Origin of the sequence: Pontibacter pamirensis (genome assembly GCF_010015475.1) — a bacterium.
GTDB lineage: Bacteria > Bacteroidota > Bacteroidia > Cytophagales > Hymenobacteraceae > Pontibacter > Pontibacter pamirensis.
On sequence record NZ_SSNI01000004.1, the window covers coordinates 207,412 to 226,681 of the forward strand.

The window sequence follows — 19,270 nt, forward strand, 5'->3', positions numbered from 1 at the left end:
CTGGGCGAATAATATAAGACAAAATTTATGGCTGAAGTTATAAGAATGCCCAAGATGAGTGACACGATGACTGAGGGGGTGATTGCATCTTGGCTTAAGAAAGAAGGCGATAAGGTAAGCTCCGGCGACATCCTGGCCGAGGTTGAAACAGACAAGGCAACGATGGAGCTGGAGTCTTACGAAGATGGCACCCTGCTTTATATAGGGCCAAAAAAAGGAGACACTATACCAGTGGATGGGGTGCTCGCTGTCATTGGCAAAGACGGTGAGGATATCTCAGACTTGCTTGAAGAAATAAAAGGTGGTGGTAAGCCTGCAGCAAAAGAGGAGCAACCAAAGGATGAGAAGGAGGAGAAGCCGGTTGAAACAAAGCCTGCTGCCTCTAAAGAAGAAGCTCCTGCCAAGCCCGCTGTAGATGTCAGCAGCATTAAAGCAAACATCATCAGAATGCCTAAAATGAGCGACACCATGACTGAAGGTGTGCTTGTGAGCTGGCAGAAAAAACAAGGTGATAAAGTAAAGTCCGGTGATATATTAGCTGAGGTAGAAACCGACAAAGCTACGATGGAACTGGAATCTTACGAAGACGGCACCCTGCTCTATACAGGTGTAAAAGAAGGTGAATCAGTAGCTGTAGATGCCATTATCGCCATCATAGGTGAAGAAGGTGCCAACTTTAAAGCTTTACTGGAAGCGGCTTCTTCAAACAACCAGTCGCGCGAAGAGAATGCAAAAACGGAAGAAGACACTGAAGCCCGTGCAGACGCTGTAACTTCAGATAAGGTAGAAGAAACTCAAGTACCAGGCCCGGAGTCTGCTGCACCGTCAGAAGACGATGCCTCCTCTGAAAATGGACGTATCAAAGCTTCTCCGCTTGCCAAGAAAATGGCAGAGGAAAAAGGTTACAAAATATCCCAGATAAAAGGAACAGGCGAAGGTGGCCGCATTGTAATGCGCGACATTGAGAACTATAGCCAATCTGCTGCGCCGCAGGAAGCTGCCTCGAAAGACAAAGCTGCTGCTCCACAAATTGCTGCTATGCCGGGTCTTCCAACAGAGGAATACGAAGAGGTGAATGTATCGCAGATGCGCAAAGTGATTGCCCGTCGTCTGTCAGAAAGCCTTTTCACAGCACCGCATTTCTTTTTGACCATGTCTATTGATATGGACAATGCGATGGAAGCACGTGTTAGCATGAACGAGGTGTCTCCGGTTAAAATTTCGTTCAACGACTTAGTTATCAAAGCTGCTGCTGCAGCGTTGCGCCAGCATCCAGCGGTTAACTCCTCCTGGTTAGGAGATAAGATCCGTTACAACAAGCACATCAACATTGGTGTGGCCGTAGCGGTAGAAGAAGGTCTGCTGGTACCAGTGGTGCGTAACGCCGACTTCAAAACTATTTCTGCTATTTCTGCTGAGGTGAAAGACCTTGGAGGCAAAGCGAAGAGCAAAAAGCTGCAGCCAGCTCAAATGGAAGGCAGCACATTCTCGATTTCTAACCTGGGTATGTTCGGCATTGATGAATTCACCGCTATCATCAATCCGCCGAATGCTTGTATTATGGCTGTAGGTGGTATCTCACAGGTACCGGTTGTGAAGAACGGGGAGATCAAGATTGGCAATGTAATGAAAGTCACCTTGTCCTGCGACCACCGAGTAGTAGACGGTGCTGTTGGTTCTGCCTTCCTGCAGACATTCAAGAACCTGTTGGAGAACCCGGTTCGAATTCTGGTATAGAAGACAAAGTAAATACCTATAAAAGAGAAGCCTCTTCTGCTAACGCGGTAGAGGCTTCTCTTTTATAGGTATAGCAACATATAAATAATAAATTTTTTAAAATTGTTCTGCCTGTAGCTGTAAGAATTTATTATTCGCTGCGACTAATTGTTAAAAGGCCCTTATCACTTGAATTAAAAATTTTTTTAAATTATTATAAAACACTAGGATATTATTCTGAAAGTTTTCAAAACGTGTGGCAGCAGCCGTAATGATACCCAGGATTAATTTCAGGAGATATAGTGCTTCAGTTGTGGCATTTGATTTAATTATAAAAGTCTGCAACCTGTGGTGCAAGAGCAGCACACATATTTGCTGAAACCCTGCCTGCTACTAAAGTAAATAGTCTTTCAAAGTTCTTTAAATATCAGGCTAAGCTGCGCCTTACTATTTTCTCCTGTATATCTTAATGTAGTAGAAGAACAGCAGAATGGCTGCAATAACGAAAATAGCTGCCCACGAACTCGGGGGCATAACAGCATCATCGTCATAGTCGCAGCCTCCGAGTAATAGGGAGATGAATAATAATATAAGGCTAGGTAGCCGTTTAATAAAGTTCTTTTTCATGTAAAGGCAATTTTGTATCCTTCAGGAAAAGGTGGGGCATGTCACTGAATTCTGGTCATCCTTAAAATCAGCCATATAGTACTTGTCCTTTTCTACCGTTTTTGCTTATTCCTGGTCTAAATCAGACGCCATTAATATCTGACCTTGGCTTGTTTCCACCACCGCATAACACTCTATTTCATCCACTAAAAGTATTAAATGTTATTTTGTAGTTTAGAAAAATTTGTATTCTCCCTCTTTAATTAGTTTTCCATGCATAGCACTTGTTGCTAAGTCAATGATGTTTGCGAATTTGTACGGCTTAAATCTTTACCTGTTGTGTGCTATACAAGCAGAAAATAATAATTTACTCCGAATAATACTTGCAGCAAGTAGCTCTTAAACATTAGTGGATGCTTCCTTACCCTTGTCATTGTCATCTATGCCAAATCGGCTGGACCGACTTTCCCACTTATCCCGTGCCCATTTCTGGAGGTCTTCTACTGTATCAAATTCATCCGTTATTTCCAGCCCCAACAGTGTCTCTATAATATCTTCCATCGTTACAATACCTGCTGTGCCGCCGTATTCGTCCACTACAAGCGCGATGTGTTCTTTGTTTTCCATCAGGTTAGTGAATAGGGTGGGGACTGGTGTGTGTTCACTGACAGCCTTTATCTGGCGCTTAATAGCTGTTAGTTCTAGATTTCCTTTTCCTTCGATGATGTGATGCTGCACTTCATTTTTAAGAACATAACCCGTAATATGATCGATAGAGGTATCATAGACAGGTATCCTGGAGAAAGGTAAGTTTTCCGTTTCTTCATAAAGCGCCTGAATGGATTCCGTTTCCAGTGCTGCTCTGATTACAGTACGGGGCGTCATAATATGGCTTGCCAGGATGATATTAAAACGCAGCACATTGTTTATAACCCTTGACTCATTTTGGTGCAGAACACCCTCTTTTGCTCCTATTTCTGCCATAGCCGTGAAGTCAGCACGGCTCAGTACGCTTTTACCCTTATCCTGCTTCATGCGCTTGGTGATGAACTGGGAGAAGAGGATGATGGGGTAAAGCGGGGAGTATATCAGGATCTTCAGCGTGCGTACGGTAAAGGGGGTGAGTTGGCGCCAGTAATTTGCCCCGAGTGTTTTAGGTATTATTTCGGTGAGGATGAGGATTATAATAGTGAGCACCACTGAAATTATGGTCAGGGCTTCTTCGCCCCATATGATTTGTGCCTGCGCCCCCACGCCTGCAGCTCCAATTGTATGGGCAAAGGTGTTGAGTGTGAGTATGGCTGCAAGCGGCCGGTCAATGTTGTCTTTGAAATCTTGCAGGTCTTTCCCCAGGGAAGGATTCTGTTGCCCTACTACGCTTGCATGTGAGGGGTTGATGCTAAGCAGGGAAGCCTCCAGCAAGGAACATAGAAAAGAGAAAACCAGCGCGATAGCCAGGTAAAGAATCAGTAAACCCATATGTTAGGTATTTTATTTAAAACGTGAACAGTCGGAAAAAGAAAACCATCAGCATAGTACTCGTCAGTTGTATAGGCAACAAACTGATACATTTGCAAAGGCGACGTTTTACCTTCCTCTAAACATCTTAGCGATAAAGTTAATGATGAGTAAAATAATGCCGATAGGGATAAGAATAGTTTAGAAGCCGAACTCAAATACATCAACCACAATGTTACAACTGCTAAGCATATGTATGAAAAACAGGAACAGAACGCTGTAGAGCAACTATATAAAAAGAATTTAATAGTTTTTCCCATTTTTTTTTTGCTGAGCATGGTATGGTTGCCTGACCTTAAGAGCAGCTTACATAGATAGTGGGTACATGTTTCAAGTATGAATGGTTACAACTGCTATTCAGGAAGTGGAGGAGTCTTTTCAATAAATTTGGCAAAAGATATATATGGTGAATAATGATTAAGCTATATTACTTTGAATTTAAAGTACCTTTTTATGGTATTGCCTTACTCTTATATATATGTTTAAAAGTTCAATAAAAACTTTTTTTGTAAATCCCGTAATGGTTTTGAGCTCTGAACTTTTATTAGGAATATAATTTAAACTTTTTGGCTAAAACTGAAGAAAATGACTCCCACATTTCACAATAGCATATGCAGATGATACCTACCAGAGTAGTGCCTTCTCAACTTGAAGGCAATTCTGCTTCGTTACAGTATCGTGATGAAAATCGTGTATGGAATGTTATTGTTTGGGCGCTTATTATAACAGGCATATTTCTAAGGCTTTTCCACTACTTCGATAATAGGTCGTTTTGGATAGATGAGGTGTACTTATCGAGCAGCCTGATACGAATGGGATTTACAGATCTGATGACCCTCCCTCTGGACTATGAGCAAAAGGCCCCGATTGGTTTTCTTTGGCTGTCTAAGGTTTCTGTGCTATTCTTTGGAAAGAACGAAATGGCGCTCCGGCTGGTACCGTTGGTTTCCGGTATCTTATTGCTCTTCGTCTTCCTGCCGGTCGCCCGCTACTTTCTTCGGCCGTTAGGGGTAGTGGTTGCGATAGGAATTATGGCACTTGCACCACCCCTGGTATACCATGCAGTCGAGGCAAAGCAATATGCCACTGAAGTGCTGACCACTGCTGTAATTCTGTGGCTTTATGTACGATATAATCAGCAGTCGTCTTTACGGTCTCTGGTGCTGTGGGGGATATGGGGGAGTATTATTTTATGGTTCTCCTACTCTTCTATATTTGTACTGGCGGGGATGGCTTTTGGTATTTGTCTTTCCTATGTTGTAAGGAAAAAGTGGGCGCTCTTATTCCGGGTATTAGTGCCCTTCTCTATGTGGATGCTCAGCTTTGTCGTTAATTATTATTTTTTTACCTATAAACATGCACACTCTGAATGGCTGGTTTATTTCTTTCAGCACATGAAGAGTTTCATGCCTTTTCCTCCCGATTCTTTGTCTGATCTTAAGTGGTTTGCCCGTGCAATAGGCTCTTTGCAGCAATACCCGCTAGGCCTGTCTTACTTCAGCGACGTTAAGTTCGACAACAGGTTATGGCATGTTATTGTAAGGATATCCCCACTGTCCAACTTGCTGATGGTTATTGGCATTTACCTTTTCTTCAGAAAAGACAAAAAGGTGTTGATGGTGCTGACTTTTCCCTTGCTGTTGGCCCTGCTTGCATCAGGATTGAAAATGTATCCTTTCTACGACCGGCTCATTTTGTTTCTGGCGCCTTTGCTGGTCTTGTTTGTGGCCCTAGGTTGCGAAAGAGTTGTTTCCTTCTTTCCTTCCCGTGCGTCTTGGCGCTATGTTATTCCTGCGCTGCTGCTTGTTAGTCCGCTGGCTAGTTCCGCAAAACAGGTTATACATACAGATGACTTTGGTGGATATAAGAAAGCAGCTTACAGGGAGGCCCTTCTTTATATAAATGATCATTATCAGGAAGGTGACGCTGTGTATGTGTATTGGAATTTTATGTATGCTTACCGGTTCTATAAACAGGTGTCCGACTTAAAATTTAATGCAATCGTAGGGAGTGATGCAAGGAAAGCTTCAAGAAATGCGGATGATTATGTCAGAAAGTTAGCCCCGGACTTTGAGACCATTACAAAAAGCAGGCGTGTCTGGGTAATACGCGACAACCATAAGAACATAGCTATCGGGGACTTTATAAATAAACCTGACTGGTACTATGAAGACGGTGTCAGAGCTGGTTCACTGATCCACCAAAAGATATCGGCTATGGGCAAAGAAATTGATACTCTTCATATTAATAACGTTAACGTTAGCTTGATTGACTTATCTGCCAAATCTGGCACCGAAGAAGATAAATAAAAATATAAGCCAGTCACACTGATAATAAAGTGATGCGCGTCGTGGCCGTATAGCAATAACTGATGTAGTGGTAATATCCTTCTAGTAAAATCGGATATCTTCCTTGCTTATCATTTCTCTTTCCATCTGTAGTAGTTGTCCAAATTGATTGGGTTGTAGCAATAATATTCATGATCATGGAATGAATTATTTTGATAAGAAAGGTGAATAGGCCTTTCGTTTATTTGCATTTGAATGTTCGTAGCAGTAGTATCTTCTAATTTATATGAAAGGCAGACAATTTGGCTGCTTTTATGGCATTGGCTTCTTGTTTGATGACAGCGTAGCTTAATAATATGAACTACAACGCCAGGAACTACCTGCGGGGATCCTGGCATAAAATAGAACCATGACTAAAATAAGATCAACTACTGTGTGTGGTATTTTCCACAATGGCGAAGTAGCACTTGGAGCCGACGGACAAGCTACAATGGACAAGCACATCGCCAAAAGCAATGTAAAGAAAATCCGCAAGTTGTTGGATGGTAAAATAGTAACAGGCTTTGCCGGCTCTACTGCAGATGCTTTTACTTTGCTGGAACGATTTGAAGAGAAGCTAGGCGCCTATCAGAGCAACATGAAGCGCGCTGCCATTGAGTTGGCAAAAGACTGGCGTAAAGACCAGTACCTGCGAAAACTGGAAGCCATGATGGTGGTGGCCAACAAAGATGAACTGCTGATTATTTCAGGAACGGGGGACGTGCTGGAGCCGGATAACCAGATTGCAGCCATTGGATCTGGGAGTATGTATGCGCACGCTGCCGCTTTGGCACTTAAAAAACATGCGCCGCATTTATCGGCAGAAGAAATGGTGCGCGAAGCGCTGAACATTGCAGCTGATATTTGTATCTATACTAACCACAACCTGGTGGTAGAGAAGCCGGCTAAATAATCCTTTTTTACCACCTTCTGATAAAGAAGGAAAATTTAAGATTTCATGAATTTTTCTATGCAATTTGTGTTATGCATCTGAATCCGGAGGTTATAAACCCAGCTATCATTCCACCCTCATACCTTTGGTGTTCGAACAGCTGCTGTTTATATGCCGTAAGGTATAAATCATTAAATAATTCATAAATTGCCGAGCCAAGCTGCCAAATAGAACAGAGATTGGTGCAAAATAATTAACTATGCAGGTAACAGATTTTTTAAAGAAACATTACAAACATTTTAACGCAGCTTCTTTAATTGATGCTGCCGAAGGTTATAAAACACACCTGAATAACGGTGGTAAAATGCTGGTGACATTGGCAGGTGCTATGTCTACAGCTGAATTAGGTATAATCCTGGCTGAAATGATTCGGCAGGATAAAGTGCATGCCATCTCCTGTACAGGTGCTAACCTCGAAGAAGATATTTTCAACCTGGTGGCGCACGACTTTTATGAGCGCGTACCACATTACCGAGAGCTTTCTGCTGCCGATGAAGAGGAGCTTTTGAGCCGCCACCTGAACCGTGTAACTGATACTTGCATTCCGGAAGAAGAAGCCATGCGCCGCCTGGAGCACGTTGTGTTGAAGTATTGGGAAAAGGCAGATAAGGCTGGTGAATCTTATTTCCCGCACGAATTCTTTTACCAGATGCTATTATCCGGTGATCTGGAGCAGTATTACCAGATCGACCCGAAGAACAGCTGGATGCTGGAAGCAGCAAAAAAGAATCTTCCAATCATCTGCCCAGGCTGGGAAGACTCTACTTTAGGTAACATTTATGCCGGTCATGTTATCAGCGGTGACATCAAGAATGTGCATACCATGAAAACAGGTATACAATACATGATGCAGCTAGCGGACTGGTATACAGAAACTGCCAAAGAAGAATCAACAATTGGTTTCTTCCAGATTGGTGGTGGTATTGCCGGTGACTTCCCGATTTGTGTAGTACCAATGCTGCACCAGGACTTACAACGTGGGGGAGTCCCGCTTTGGGGTTACTTCGCCCAGATCTCTGACTCCACTACCAGCTATGGTTCTTATTCTGGCGCTGTGCCGAACGAGAAAATTACCTGGGGGAAGTTAGGGAAAGACACTCCGAAATTCATGGTTGAGTCTGATGCTACGATTGTGGCGCCACTCATCTTCGCGATTGTATTGGATATGTAATTCCTATCTGATAGCACTATAAATGAAAAGCGGCTGCAAGTTATAATGCAGCCGCTTTTCATTTATAGTGTTCATCATTAAGCTGGAACCATCATTTTCTCTTCGCGGTCCCAGTGGCGATGCTCTTTAATGGCATCTATGAATTTAGTTGCAAACTCTCTTGCTTCTGCGTCATTACCTGCTGTTACAACGCCTTTATCAGATTTTACTTTACCTGAAGTTTTATTAGCAAAGTCTACTCCAGGTATATCAGCCTTCTCAAAAAGCGCAATACCTTCTCCGGAGGTGGCAATGGCTTTGCCGTGTTTAAAGGCTTCATTGATAAAATGCAGGGCATCACCTTCCTTTATCATCGCTTCTATACTCTTCGCACCGTCCGGAATGTAGATAGCATCGTACATAATAGAGCCTGTTGTGATATGGCTCTTGTCTGTTTCCAGCTCTTCTCCCGTGCTGGATTTGATCATACCATGGAATTTAGAAATGAGTTTGGCGTTAGCTCCGGCTTCTTTTAGCGCCTGTTTTACCTGCATTAATTCGCAGTAATCATACCCATCTTCTATCAATATGCCGACCATTCTCGACTTAGCAGTTCTGACTTTGTCTTTCTCCATGCTGACAAATTTCGTCTCTTTAACGGACTTACCGTTTTTCATTTTCTTCGAAGCATCATCGGCTTCATAGTTTCCGGTTGACTCCTGATTGAAATTTTGGGGAACTTCTACGCCAACTCCTTCTGCCACACGCTGGGCAAAGTCCATGGATACTTTGGAGAAGTGCCCCACCATGCGCTGGCGTATTTCTTTCGACATCACTTTACCTAACTCAAAGTGAGCGGCTTTTACAATATGATTCTTCTCCGGCTCTGTCATGGAATTCCAGAACAAAGTAGCCTGGGTGTAATGGTCGTTGAAGCTTTCGCTGCGGGCACGAATTTTATGCCCTGACACTTTCTCCATATAATGCACGTAAGCACCCTGATTTTCCGGCGCCATCATCGGGCAACCGCCGCCGATAGAGTTTGGCCAGTAGTTCGCCTTGCCCTTGTTGATGGTTTGGCGCATAAAGCCAGCTCCCTGGTGGTTATGTACAGTAGTGACAGGTCGGTTTATCGGCACCTCTCCAAAGTTCGCGCTGTTAAATCGGTTCAGCTGCGTATCAATGTATGAGAAGAGGCGGCCTTGTAGCAGCGGATCATTCGTTACATCAATACCTGGCACCAGGTTACCCGGGTGGAAAGCCACCTGCTCCGTTTCGGCAAAGAAGTTGTCAGGGTTGCGGTTCAGGACCATCTTACCAATTGGCCTCAGTGGCACCAGTTCTTCTGGTATAATCTTAGTGGCGTCCAGCAAATCGAAGTCAAACTTAAACTCATCCTCTTCCTCTACAATCTGAACACTTAGTTCGAATTCCGGAAAGTCGCCCATTTCAATGGCTTCCCAAAGGTCACGGCGCAGCCAGTCAGGGTCTTTTCCAGCCAATTTCTGGGCTTCATCCCACACAAGGGAGTGGGAGCCAAGTTTTGACCTCCAGTGGAACTTTATGAAACGGGCTTTGCCGGCTTCGTTAATAAAGCGGAAGGTATGCACGCCAAAGCCGTCCATCATCCGGAAGCTGCGCGGAATCGCACGGTCAGAAAGAACCCACATAATCATGTGGTTAATCTCCGGCATCAGGGAAGCAAAGTCCCAGAAGGTGTCGTGTGCGGCAGATGCCTGTGGCATCTCATTGTCCGGGTCGGGTTTAATAGCATGCACCAAGTCAGCAAACTTATTAGCATCCTGAATAAAGAAAACAGGTATATTGTTTCCTACCAGGTCATAGTTTCCTTCTTCTGTATAAAACTTCGTGGCAAAGCCCCGCACATCCCGCACCGTATCAGCAGAGCCTTTGGAGCCTACTACGGTAGAGAAACGCACGAACACAGGTGTACGGGTGTTAGGCTCTGTCAGGAACTTCGCCTTCGTGAATTCTTTCATCGAATCATCATAAGCCTGAAAGTAACCGTGTGCACCCGAACCTCTGGCATGTACCACACGCTCTGGTATAGACTCATGGTCAAAGTGTGTCATTTTCTCCCTGAAGTGAAAGTCCTCCATCAGGAGTGGGCCCCGTGGACCTGCCTTGAGATGATCATCCGTGTGGTTTACACGAACCCCCTGGTCGGTAGTCATATACTGGTCCTGCGGATTTTCTCGGAAGTCTTCCAACTGCTTATCCTTAGAATGTTGGTTTACTTTGGGTTTGTATGCTTTCATTTTACCTTCGTTTTCTTGCTCTTTCATGATTTAATTTGGTCAGGAGGTTATTAGGAATAGTAATTTGTTTCTTAGGTCATAAGACATGTGAGGTTTGATCGTTATTTGGCATAGCGTACAACCAGGTTGATTTTGACTCTAAATTGTATGATGAAACTACGGGTTTGTAAGGAAGTTTGTTGGATACTTTGATAATTAGGTTGAATTAAAACAATATCAAAATAAGGCTATAGCTATTTCATTACAAATTAGTTTTTCTCCTTTTTGTACAAGGCACGTTCAGCAGCAGGAGCTTTGCATAGTTAGGAATGGAAAGGAGAAATAAAGCACTGGTTATCTCCTATGCTATATTCAGGATGCCAAAAAAAGCAGAATACCTACAGGTATGAAGTGAATACTGGATGTTGTATAGGCACAGGAATAGAATAATTAGTGCTAACCTAGTTTGGAAACTACATTGGGGTATATAAAATATAGCCTAGTATGCTGATTTGATAAGGAGGACAAAACAGGAAGGAGCAGAACTGTTTCAAGGAAGTTCTTGAGGTTCCAGTGTGAAAATAAAGAAAAAGTCAATATGCAAATTAGCTTATCAACTCTCTTTTGCCAAATTGGAATTCATCATCTTTTAGGTAATAATTCCCGCACTTTTGCATGATAGTTAGATTATTCAGCGTAATCTCCCAATTGAAATTATTTTCGCCCAGGAAATTAAGAACAGGTCCCAGCAATTCAGGAGTCGTATCGCCTAGTGCTAATGTAATATGAGGCAGCCACAAGTTTGGGTTATAATAGACCCCCATTTCTGTACTCATCTCAGCAATATCGCGGTGCAGGCGGCTGTGTAAATCGTTTAGTGGCGGCGTGCGCAGCACAGGTATAAAAATGACAGGATTCTTCCCAGGGAAAATTCCTAAGCCCGTAGTCCGGACGGTAATTTTACGTGTCTCCAGGCAGGTTAACTCGAGGTATTCTTTTAGTTCCTCCATGTCCGGAACTTCAGCAGTAAGTGCTGTCAGGTGGGGGTAAGGCGTAATATTTACACCAGTTAAACCAAATTTATTCTCCAGTTTTGATGTCATTTCCGACACGCGCGCTGAAGTGACACTATCTAAGAGCGAAGTTATCGCAATCATAAAGGTATAGCTTTTAGTACATTCTAACTATTGGCAAAAGATGCTTGTACCATAGCACAAAGATATGAAACGTACCTAATTCATTATTGTTTAGGTGGCGGTGGGTGAGCAGCAGGAGGCATAGGTTTAATTACCCCCGTGTCACTGTATAAGTTGCAAATTGTTTCAGCCATTCCTGTTAATGGTTTAGAAGATTAAAATTTACTTATTTATTTCAGTAATTGCAATAGCCTCAGATGCGTCTCACTAAAAGTGCCTTCTTTCTGTTTCAGCCCCATTACGTTGCCGCTCAGGTTTTCTTTTTATGAATCAAAGCCTTATTGCACCTTCAGAGGCGTTGCTGTGTTTTTCAGAGAAGCACAAAATTAAGTACCTTTGTTTTTTCAGCATAAGCTATCACATGATTTCGATCAATAACCTCAGTTTCCATTTTGGCAGCCGCCCCATGTACGAGGATGCCAGTCTGCACATAAAACCAAAAGACAAAATAGGCCTAATCGGTTTAAACGGTACAGGAAAGTCTACGCTGTTGCGCATCATTGTCGGGGAGTATACACCTGACGGAGGCAGCATACAGATGAGCAAGGAAACTACTATCGGCTTTCTGAACCAGGACCTGCTGAGCTATGAGACGCATGAAAGTATTTTGTCTGTAGCGATGCAGGCTTTTGAAGAGGCCATGAGTCTGCAGCAGGAGATTGATAAAGTGCTGGTGGAGTTCGAGAACAACTTCCATGACGACTTGGTAGATAAACTGGCGCACCTGCAGGAGCGTTTTGAAGCCTTGGGTGGTTATACCATGCAAGCCAGTGCGGAGGCCATTCTGGAAGGACTCGGCTTTAGTACTGCAGAACTGCAGCAGCCGCTCGCTACTTTCTCAGGAGGCTGGCGCATGCGGGTGATGCTGGCGAAAATCCTGCTCCAGAAACCCTCGCTTCTTTTGCTGGATGAGCCTACGAACCACCTCGACCTTCCGTCCATTAAATGGCTGGAGTCCTACCTGGAACGCTATGAGGGGGCTGTGGTGATTGTGTCTCACGACCGGGAATTCCTTGACCGCACAACCAATCTAACGGTAGAGGTTTCTAATAGCAAGCTGAATCTGTATGCGGGGAACTACAGCTTCTATATGGAGGAGAAGGTGCTGCGCGATGAAATACAGAAGGGAGCTTTTGAAAACCAGCAGTCACAGATACGACAGGCAGAACGCTTTATTGAGCGCTTCAAAGCCAAAGCCTCTAAAGCCAAACAAGCGCAGAGCCGCATGAAGCAGCTCGAGCGCATGGACCGCATTGAAGATGTGGCTCCAGATGCGGCAAAGGTGAACTTCAGCTTTAAGTTTAACATACAGCCTGGCCGCCATATTTTCCGGCTGGAGCATATGAGCAAGAGCTTTGGTGATAAAGTGATATTTAAAGACACCCATGCACACATTGAGCGGGGCGATAAGATTGCTTTGATAGGGGCTAATGGCAAAGGCAAGTCTACGCTGCTGCGTATTATTGCAGGTACAGAGCCTATAAAGGGTAACCGGGAGCTGGGCCATAATGTCATCATGGCGTTCTATGCGCAGCACCAGCTGGAAGCGCTGAACGTGGAGAATGAGATTCTGCAGGAAATGCAGCAGGCAGGTTCTAAGAAAACAGAAGTAGAACTGCGTACCTTACTTGGCTCTTTTCTGTTTACCGGTGAAACCGTTTTCAAGAAAATCAAAGTGTTGTCGGGAGGGGAGAAGAGCCGGGTAGCCCTGGCCAAAACACTTATTTCTGAGGCCAACTTCCTGATGCTGGATGAGCCGACCAACCACCTGGACATGCAGTCGGTGAACATCCTCATTCAGGCCCTGGATCAGTATGAGGGTACCTTTGTTATTATCTCGCACGACCGCTTCTTTGTAGAGAATGTGGCCACAAAAATATGGTACATCGAAGACTATGAATTGAAAACCTACCCGGGTACTTACCGTGAATTCGAACAATGGCAGGAGAAGCGCGAAAAGGAGCAAAAGAAAGTGGAGGCTGCCAATCCGGAGCCAAAGCAGCAGGATAAGCAGCCGAAAGAGAAAAGCGATTTCTTGCTCCTCACGAACCAGTTAAAGCAGGTAAACCGACAACTGAGTGAGGTAGAGAAAGAAGTGCAGGATTTAGAAAGGGAGAAGCATGACTATGAGAAGCAATTGGCTGATCCAAAAGTTTTCGGAAATATAGACCTGCTCCAGGAAGTTACCCAGAAGTTTGAAGCGGTACAGCAGAAAACACATGTGGCCCAGGAGAAGTGGGAAGAAATAATGCTGGAAATAGAGGAAATAGAAACAAAGATTGCGGAGTAAGTATAGGAAAGTAATTATAGTTGATACAGATATTCTTTATTTTAATTCAACTACAGAACAGCAAAGGCCCCGAAGTAAAACACCGGGGCCTTTGCTGCATTTATTACCATAACCTTAACGTTTGTTAAGGTATGCTCTGATAAACGAGCACATATAAGAGTAGGATGCTGCTCAGGCTAGTCTAATAACACCACAATGCCCTCATCTCCTGAGATGCTGATATTTTTCTCTATCTGCATGCCTTCGCGTTCGGGATCTGTTGCCAACACGATTTTGCCTTTGTAAGTATGGTGTTCAGCCCGGAAGAGGCATGGCTTATGCGTCAGGTTCAAAATGATAAGGAATTGCCGATCCTCGTATTTGCGAATAAAGGAGAGCAGTGAATCCTTTGAGACAACAGGGGCATAGTCTCCGATATGCAGTGCAGGCTCTTCCTGGCGTAATTTTATCAGCCGGCGATAATAGGTAAGCATAGAGAAGTTATCGTCGCGCTGCACCTCCACGTTTACCCGGCGGAAGTTATCTGGTAGGCGAAGCCAGGGCTTTCCTTCTGTAAAGCCTGCATTTTCGCTGTTATCCCATTGCATGGGCGTGCGCTCCGGGTCTCGGCTCAGGTCTTTATCCGGCATGTTCAGCCCTTGTGGGTCCTGCACCTCCTCAGGCGGAATAGGTACATCGCGCATACCTATCTCGTCTCCATAATACATGGTTGGAGTACCCCGTAGCGTAAGAAGGAGCATACCAGCCACTTTCGACTGCGAATGTCCCACGCGGCTGGATATTCTCGGCTGGTCGTGGTTCCCGATTACCCAATTCGGCCAGCCTCCGGGAGGTATGGCACCTTCATATTCATCAATTTTCATAGATAATTTCCGGGCATCCCAGTCCTCACTTACGAGCATAAAGTTAAAGGGCAGGTGTACTCCTGTGTTATCGTGGCCATAGTAAGTTACAAGGCGGTGGATTGGCAGGTATATCTCTCCGATTAATACGCGCGCGTCATAATCATTTGTCACCTTCCGCATTTTAGCTACTATGTCATGTACTTCCGGTTGGTCAGTAGAGTATGCAGGAACCACTTTTTCGTAGGTAGACATGTGCTCCTTGTAGTCAGGGTTAGGTGGGTTGTCGCGGAACTTGTCGTCTTTGATCATATGCCACATCACATCTACCCTGAATCCATCTATGCCTTTGTCTAACCAGAAGCGCATCACATCAAATATGGCTTCCTGCACCTCCGGGTTTCGCCAGTTCAGGTCTGGCTGCTCTTTCAGGAAGGCATGGTAGTAGTACTGTTGTGTGTTTTCATCCCACTCCCAGCCGCTGCCGCCAAACACACTCAGCCAGTTATTAGGCTCGCTGCCGTCTTCTGCCGGGTCTTTCCAGATGTACCAGTCACGCTTCGGGTTGTCGCGCGACGATTTTGACTCCTGGAACCATGGATGCTCATTGGAAGTATGGTTTGGCACAAGGTCCAGTATAAGTTTCATGTCGCGGGTATGCACCTGCTGCAGCAGGTCATCAAAGTCACCCATGGTGCCGAACATAGGATGAATGCCGCAATAGTCAGAGATGTCATAACCAAAGTCTGCCATGGGCGAGGGGTAAATAGGAGAGACCCAGATAGCGGTTACACCCAGCCACTTCAGATAGTCTAACCGGCTGATAATGCCTTTCAGGTCGCCTATACCATCACCGTCACTGTCCTGAAACGAACGGGGGTATATCTGATAAATAACACCCTCGTGCCACCATAAATGCTCTTGTTCCTGCTTATTTGCCATATTGTTCAGCGTATCTATTATAATTGATTATATCTTATTTTCTGTTTCGTATGTACGAAGCGGAGCGGAAGGGGATATAATGCATCGGAGATCAGGGGCAGGAGGAAGGGATTTTACAAAAGAGCTTTATTACGCTGACACATGCTCTATAAAATAATGATGTTAGGAAGGCTCGTTTGTTTGCTGAAGTCTGCGGGAATAGTGCTGGTATGTTTCAGTATTAACAGTTTCTTTTTGAATGCTCTTGAGCTGTTTGCTCTTATAAAGGAGTGTGCCGATGGCAGCAAATCCTGCTATAAATATTAGCGGCCATATAATTGGGAACAGCACACTAGCTACTTTTTCCGCCTCTCCAGGATGATACACTGTTAAAATGATTAGCACCAGCGACACAAGGGTGGCTACAGGAAACTTGCTTTTGAAGTGCATAGCAGGATCTTTTTCAGGAAAACTTTATATAGAGCTATTCTAATTTCTTTATACCAGGTTTTTACGGAACAACAGGTAAAAAGATTAGCCCAGCTATATGTAAGGAGAGGGAGAAGGACTGGATTGCTTAGGAGGTATTACTTAGAGAATAGTTACAAACCTAATGCTAGCGATCAGGTGAATTCTACTTTAGCAAAGTTATTAAACCGTCAGCATGAAATGCAGCGTATGAAGTCACGCGCCTGTAACAGAAAAATTTACTTTGCCTTCCTTAAAAAAAAGTAAAGAAGCCGATAAAGCTTTATCTATAACAGGTTAAGAAGCCCTGTAAGACCTGCAGCCGCTAACTAAATGAGAAATGAAAGCAGTAAGAGGAGGTTTGAAGTTTTTTGCTGCTGTAAATGCTGTAAACAGAAAAAGCCGCACCATCAGGAGATAGTGCGGCTTTTCTAGTAGCGGGGAGCAGAATCGAACTGCCGACCTCAGGGTTATGAATCCTGCGCTCTAACCATCTGAGCTACCCCGCCGAATTGTGGTGCAAATATAGGGCATTGTTTCTTAATTAAGCAAGTTGCCTCACTAAAAAAAAATATTTTATTTTTAAGATATACGTAGATTGGGAAATTAATCTTATACTTACTCAGATTCTTATATGATTCATTATGACCAAAGCTACGAAGACTAAATTTGTTCGCGAGTACCCGATCAATGCTTCAGCAAAGCTTCTTTACCCTTATTTATCGACCCCGAGCGGCTTGTCGCAGTGGTTTTGTGACGATGTGACTGTAGACGAAGACAAAGTTTACAATTTTTACTGGGATGGTGTCAACCACTTTGCAGAACTTACCGGCTTCCGCTCCAACCGTTCTATTCGTTTTCTCTTCCTGAACGAAAGGAAAATGCATGTAGCAGATCCGTCCTATGTAGATTTTTCAATAGAGTCAAGCGAACTGACACAGGAGCAGTTTCTAAAAGTGACGGACTACTCAGACGAAGAGGACCAGGAGGAACTAGATGAGATGTGGGATAACCTGATGCAAAATCTTCGTGAATTAGTAGGGGGGTAGCAGGTTTACCACTGCATCTGCTTATCTTTGCACGATATTTGAGAGCCTTTTAGAAGGCTTGGGCTCTGTGGCGCCTAGCCATTTTGCCCTTTGTTGCCCATGAAAAAATTAGACAAGCTTATTCTAAAGGCCTTTTTTGGGCCATTTATATTAACATTTGCTGTGGTGGAGTTTATTCTGCTCACACAGTATATGCTCAAGTACCTCGACGAACTTGTGGGTAAAGATTTGGGTGCCGAGGTTTTTGGGGAGCTTCTTTTCTATTTCAGCATCAACATGGCGCCTGTGGCGCTTCCGCTGGCAGTACTGCTGTCGTCGCTTATGACCTTCGGGACCCTGGGCGAGCATAATGAGCTCACGGCCATTAAAACTTCCGGCATTACCCTCACCCGCATTTTGCGACCTGTTTTTATAGTTGTCATACTTATTACCATTGGCGCTTTCTTCTTCAATAATAACATTGTGCCTAAAGCCAATCTGAAAGCGTATAGCTTGCTCTGGGATATACGCCAGAAAAAGCCTGCCATGAACTTTAAGGAGGGGGCGTTTTACAACGGTATACCGGGCTATAGCATCAAGGTGAACAGAAAGTTTAACGATGGCCAGACATTGGGCGACGTGATGATTTACGACCACTCCAAAGGTGGTTCAAACACCACCGTGATTCTGGCTGACTCCGGTGAAATGTATATGGCCTACAACGACAGCTACCTGATTATGGAGTTGTTCAGGGGCAACACCTATGTGGCGCAGGGCAATGCCTCCTTTCGGGCCTCCAATGATCAGTTTGTGCGTCAGCAGTTTGATGAAAGCAAAATTATCCTGAGTATGGCTTCTTTTAACCTAGACCGTACCCGTGAAGAGCTGTTTTCTGATAATAAAATGATGAAGAATATCGCGCAGCTAAACATAGTAACAGATTCTTTAAGAAGGTATAGTGAAAGGGAAGTAAGCTTCTACGCGCCCAACGTAGATCCTTTTTACTCTTATTTTAAGGCAGATACCGGGCAGGTGAAGAATGGTTACCGCTTGCAGGGGAAAGCTATTGACCGTGAATTGTCAGCACCAAGCGCTGATGTGCTGCGTATGGCTACGAATAAGGCCCGCAACGTGAAGAGTTTTACCAGTAGCTATCAGGAGCGCATAAAGAACACGTTGCGCGAAGCGAACAACTACGAGATTGAGATTTGGAAAAAGTACACCCAGTCCACCGCCATCATTATCATGTTCTTGATTGGTGCCCCTTTGGGAGCCATCATCAAGAAAGGGGGGCTTGGCGTGCCGGTGCTTATATCCATTATCTTCTTTATTTTGATGTATGTGATGGCGATACTAGGAGAGAAGTGGGCACGAGAGGGAATGGTATCTATAGGAGCAGGTTTGTGGGCTGGCAATTTTATTTTGCTTCCAATGGGCTTATTCTTCCTCTACCAGGCGCGCAACGACTCCAGTTTACTGGAGCTAGACTTCTGGCGCAAGCTGATGACACGCTTTCGCCGCAATAAACTATAGCAGGTTTGGTATATAAAGATGCTACAAAAGTTTTTTTTGTATAAGTAAATTATATACCTTTGTGGCTTGTATAATAGTCTTTGCAAGATAAAAACAGATTGATATATTTACGCAATGAGATTAACCACTGAAGCGAAACAAGACATTTTCGAAAAGCATGGTTTTAGCAAGTCTAAGACTGACACAGGTTCTGCCGAGTCGCAGATAGCGCTGTTCACTACACGCATCGCTGACCTTACAGAGCACCTGAAAATCCACAAGAAGGATTTCAGCACACGCCTGGGACTTTTAAAACTTGTAGGTAAAAGAAGAAGACTTCTGAACTACCTGCAGAAAAACGACATTGAAAGATACAGAGCAATCATTGCGGAACTAGGTATCCGTAAGTAAGCTTTCGAGTGTTAGGGAATTTCTTCTACAGGAATTCCCTAATCTTTTTTATACCACCCCCTTCCTTCCTCAATT

At 44.2% G+C, this 19,270-nt stretch carries 13 protein-coding genes and 1 tRNA gene; 8 read left to right on the top strand and 6 right to left on the bottom strand.

Translation table 11 applies throughout. The features are described 5' to 3' along the window. The first annotated feature begins 27 nt into the window (after positions 1-27). Entirely contained in the window at positions 28-1,737 is a 1,710-nt protein-coding gene (locus tag E1919_RS06120; RefSeq protein WP_162052470.1) for a pyruvate dehydrogenase complex dihydrolipoamide acetyltransferase, read from the top strand. 984 nt (positions 1,738-2,721) lie between these two features. Here the strand turns inward: E1919_RS06120 and E1919_RS06125 are convergent. Then, the gene (locus E1919_RS06125) at positions 2,722-3,801 is read right to left on the bottom strand and encodes a CNNM domain-containing protein (RefSeq protein WP_162052471.1); all 1,080 of its coding nucleotides are present in this window, start codon (positions 3,799-3,801) and stop codon (positions 2,722-2,724) included. An 851-nt stretch (positions 3,802-4,652) separates the two neighbouring features. On the opposite strand from E1919_RS06125, the gene E1919_RS06130 reads away from it, so the two are divergent. The 3 genes from E1919_RS06130 (at position 4,653) to E1919_RS06140 (ending at position 8,290) form a co-directional block, all read left to right on the top strand. Next, complete coding sequence (locus tag E1919_RS06130; RefSeq protein ID WP_162052472.1) at positions 4,653-6,149, top strand: glycosyltransferase family 39 protein; 1,497 nt, start codon at positions 4,653-4,655, stop codon at positions 6,147-6,149. 388 nt (positions 6,150-6,537) lie between these two features. Then, positions 6,538-7,080 (top strand): ATP-dependent protease subunit HslV, encoded by a 543-nt coding sequence (gene hslV, locus E1919_RS06135; protein ID WP_162052473.1) that lies wholly within the window; start codon positions 6,538-6,540, stop codon positions 7,078-7,080. Positions 7,081-7,318: 238 nt separating this feature from the next. Next, the gene (locus E1919_RS06140) at positions 7,319-8,290 is read left to right on the top strand and encodes a deoxyhypusine synthase family protein (protein ID WP_162052474.1); all 972 of its coding nucleotides are present in this window, start codon (positions 7,319-7,321) and stop codon (positions 8,288-8,290) included. Between the two features lie 77 nt (positions 8,291-8,367). On the opposite strand, the gene E1919_RS06145 is transcribed toward E1919_RS06140, so the two are convergent. After that, the gene (locus tag E1919_RS06145; RefSeq protein WP_162052475.1) at positions 8,368-10,575 is read right to left on the bottom strand and encodes a catalase; all 2,208 of its coding nucleotides are present in this window, start codon (positions 10,573-10,575) and stop codon (positions 8,368-8,370) included. 557 nt (positions 10,576-11,132) lie between these two features. Beyond that, entirely contained in the window at positions 11,133-11,684 is a 552-nt protein-coding gene (locus tag E1919_RS06150) for a 2'-5' RNA ligase family protein (protein WP_162052476.1), read from the bottom strand. Between the two features lie 400 nt (positions 11,685-12,084). On the opposite strand from E1919_RS06150, the gene abc-f reads away from it, so the two are divergent. Beyond that, the gene (abc-f, locus tag E1919_RS06155) at positions 12,085-14,013 is read left to right on the top strand and encodes a ribosomal protection-like ABC-F family protein (RefSeq protein WP_162052477.1); all 1,929 of its coding nucleotides are present in this window, start codon (positions 12,085-12,087) and stop codon (positions 14,011-14,013) included. A 176-nt stretch (positions 14,014-14,189) separates the two neighbouring features. On the opposite strand, the gene E1919_RS06160 is transcribed toward abc-f, so the two are convergent. The 3 genes from E1919_RS06160 to E1919_RS06170 all read right to left on the bottom strand — a co-directional run bounded on the left by E1919_RS06160 (position 14,190) and on the right by E1919_RS06170 (position 16,753). Continuing rightward, positions 14,190-15,797, bottom strand: a complete 1,608-nt coding sequence (locus E1919_RS06160) for an alpha-amylase family glycosyl hydrolase (protein WP_162052478.1) — start codon at positions 15,795-15,797, stop codon at positions 14,190-14,192. Positions 15,798-15,959: 162 nt separating this feature from the next. Further along, on the bottom strand, positions 15,960-16,226 hold the full coding sequence (locus E1919_RS06165; protein WP_162052479.1) for a hypothetical protein: 267 nt from the start codon (positions 16,224-16,226) through the stop codon (positions 15,960-15,962). Positions 16,227-16,679: 453 nt separating this feature from the next. Further along, positions 16,680-16,753 (bottom strand) — tRNA-Met (locus tag E1919_RS06170). Between the two features lie 135 nt (positions 16,754-16,888). Here E1919_RS06170 and E1919_RS06175 point away from each other — a divergent pair. From E1919_RS06175 to rpsO, 3 genes are all read left to right on the top strand, one after another. Next, the gene (locus E1919_RS06175) at positions 16,889-17,293 is read left to right on the top strand and encodes an START-like domain-containing protein (protein WP_162052480.1); all 405 of its coding nucleotides are present in this window, start codon (positions 16,889-16,891) and stop codon (positions 17,291-17,293) included. A gap of 99 nt (positions 17,294-17,392) precedes the next feature. Then, positions 17,393-18,805 (top strand): LptF/LptG family permease, encoded by a 1,413-nt coding sequence (locus E1919_RS06180; protein ID WP_162052481.1) that lies wholly within the window; start codon positions 17,393-17,395, stop codon positions 18,803-18,805. A gap of 114 nt (positions 18,806-18,919) precedes the next feature. Then, positions 18,920-19,195: a 30S ribosomal protein S15 gene (rpsO, locus tag E1919_RS06185; RefSeq protein ID WP_115565948.1), complete on the top strand. Its 276-nt coding sequence runs from the start codon at positions 18,920-18,922 to the stop codon at positions 19,193-19,195. Positions 19,196-19,270 lie beyond the last annotated feature (75 nt).

Bases quoted from the DNA above. Each gene is read 5' to 3' on its own strand.
- E1919_RS06130 (WP_162052472.1), top strand. From the start codon at position 4,653: ATGGGATTTACAGATCTGATGACCCTCCCTCTGGACTATGAGCAAAAG.
- E1919_RS06165 (WP_162052479.1), bottom strand. From the start codon at position 16,226: ATGCACTTCAAAAGCAAGTTTCCTGTAGCCACCCTTGTGTCGCTGGTG.
- hslV (WP_162052473.1), top strand. From the start codon at position 6,538: ATGACTAAAATAAGATCAACTACTGTGTGTGGTATTTTCCACAATGGC.
- E1919_RS06125 (WP_162052471.1), bottom strand. From the start codon at position 3,801: ATGGGTTTACTGATTCTTTACCTGGCTATCGCGCTGGTTTTCTCTTTT.
- E1919_RS06140 (WP_162052474.1), top strand. From the start codon at position 7,319: ATGCAGGTAACAGATTTTTTAAAGAAACATTACAAACATTTTAACGCA.
- E1919_RS06120 (WP_162052470.1), top strand. From the start codon at position 28: ATGGCTGAAGTTATAAGAATGCCCAAGATGAGTGACACGATGACTGAG.
- E1919_RS06175 (WP_162052480.1), top strand. From the start codon at position 16,889: ATGACCAAAGCTACGAAGACTAAATTTGTTCGCGAGTACCCGATCAAT.
- E1919_RS06145 (WP_162052475.1), bottom strand. From the start codon at position 10,575: ATGAAAGAGCAAGAAAACGAAGGTAAAATGAAAGCATACAAACCCAAA.
- E1919_RS06180 (WP_162052481.1), top strand. From the start codon at position 17,393: ATGAAAAAATTAGACAAGCTTATTCTAAAGGCCTTTTTTGGGCCATTT.
- abc-f (WP_162052477.1), top strand. From the start codon at position 12,085: ATGATTTCGATCAATAACCTCAGTTTCCATTTTGGCAGCCGCCCCATG.
- E1919_RS06150 (WP_162052476.1), bottom strand. From the start codon at position 11,684: ATGATTGCGATAACTTCGCTCTTAGATAGTGTCACTTCAGCGCGCGTG.
- E1919_RS06160 (WP_162052478.1), bottom strand. From the start codon at position 15,797: ATGGCAAATAAGCAGGAACAAGAGCATTTATGGTGGCACGAGGGTGTT.
- rpsO (WP_115565948.1), top strand. From the start codon at position 18,920: ATGAGATTAACCACTGAAGCGAAACAAGACATTTTCGAAAAGCATGGT.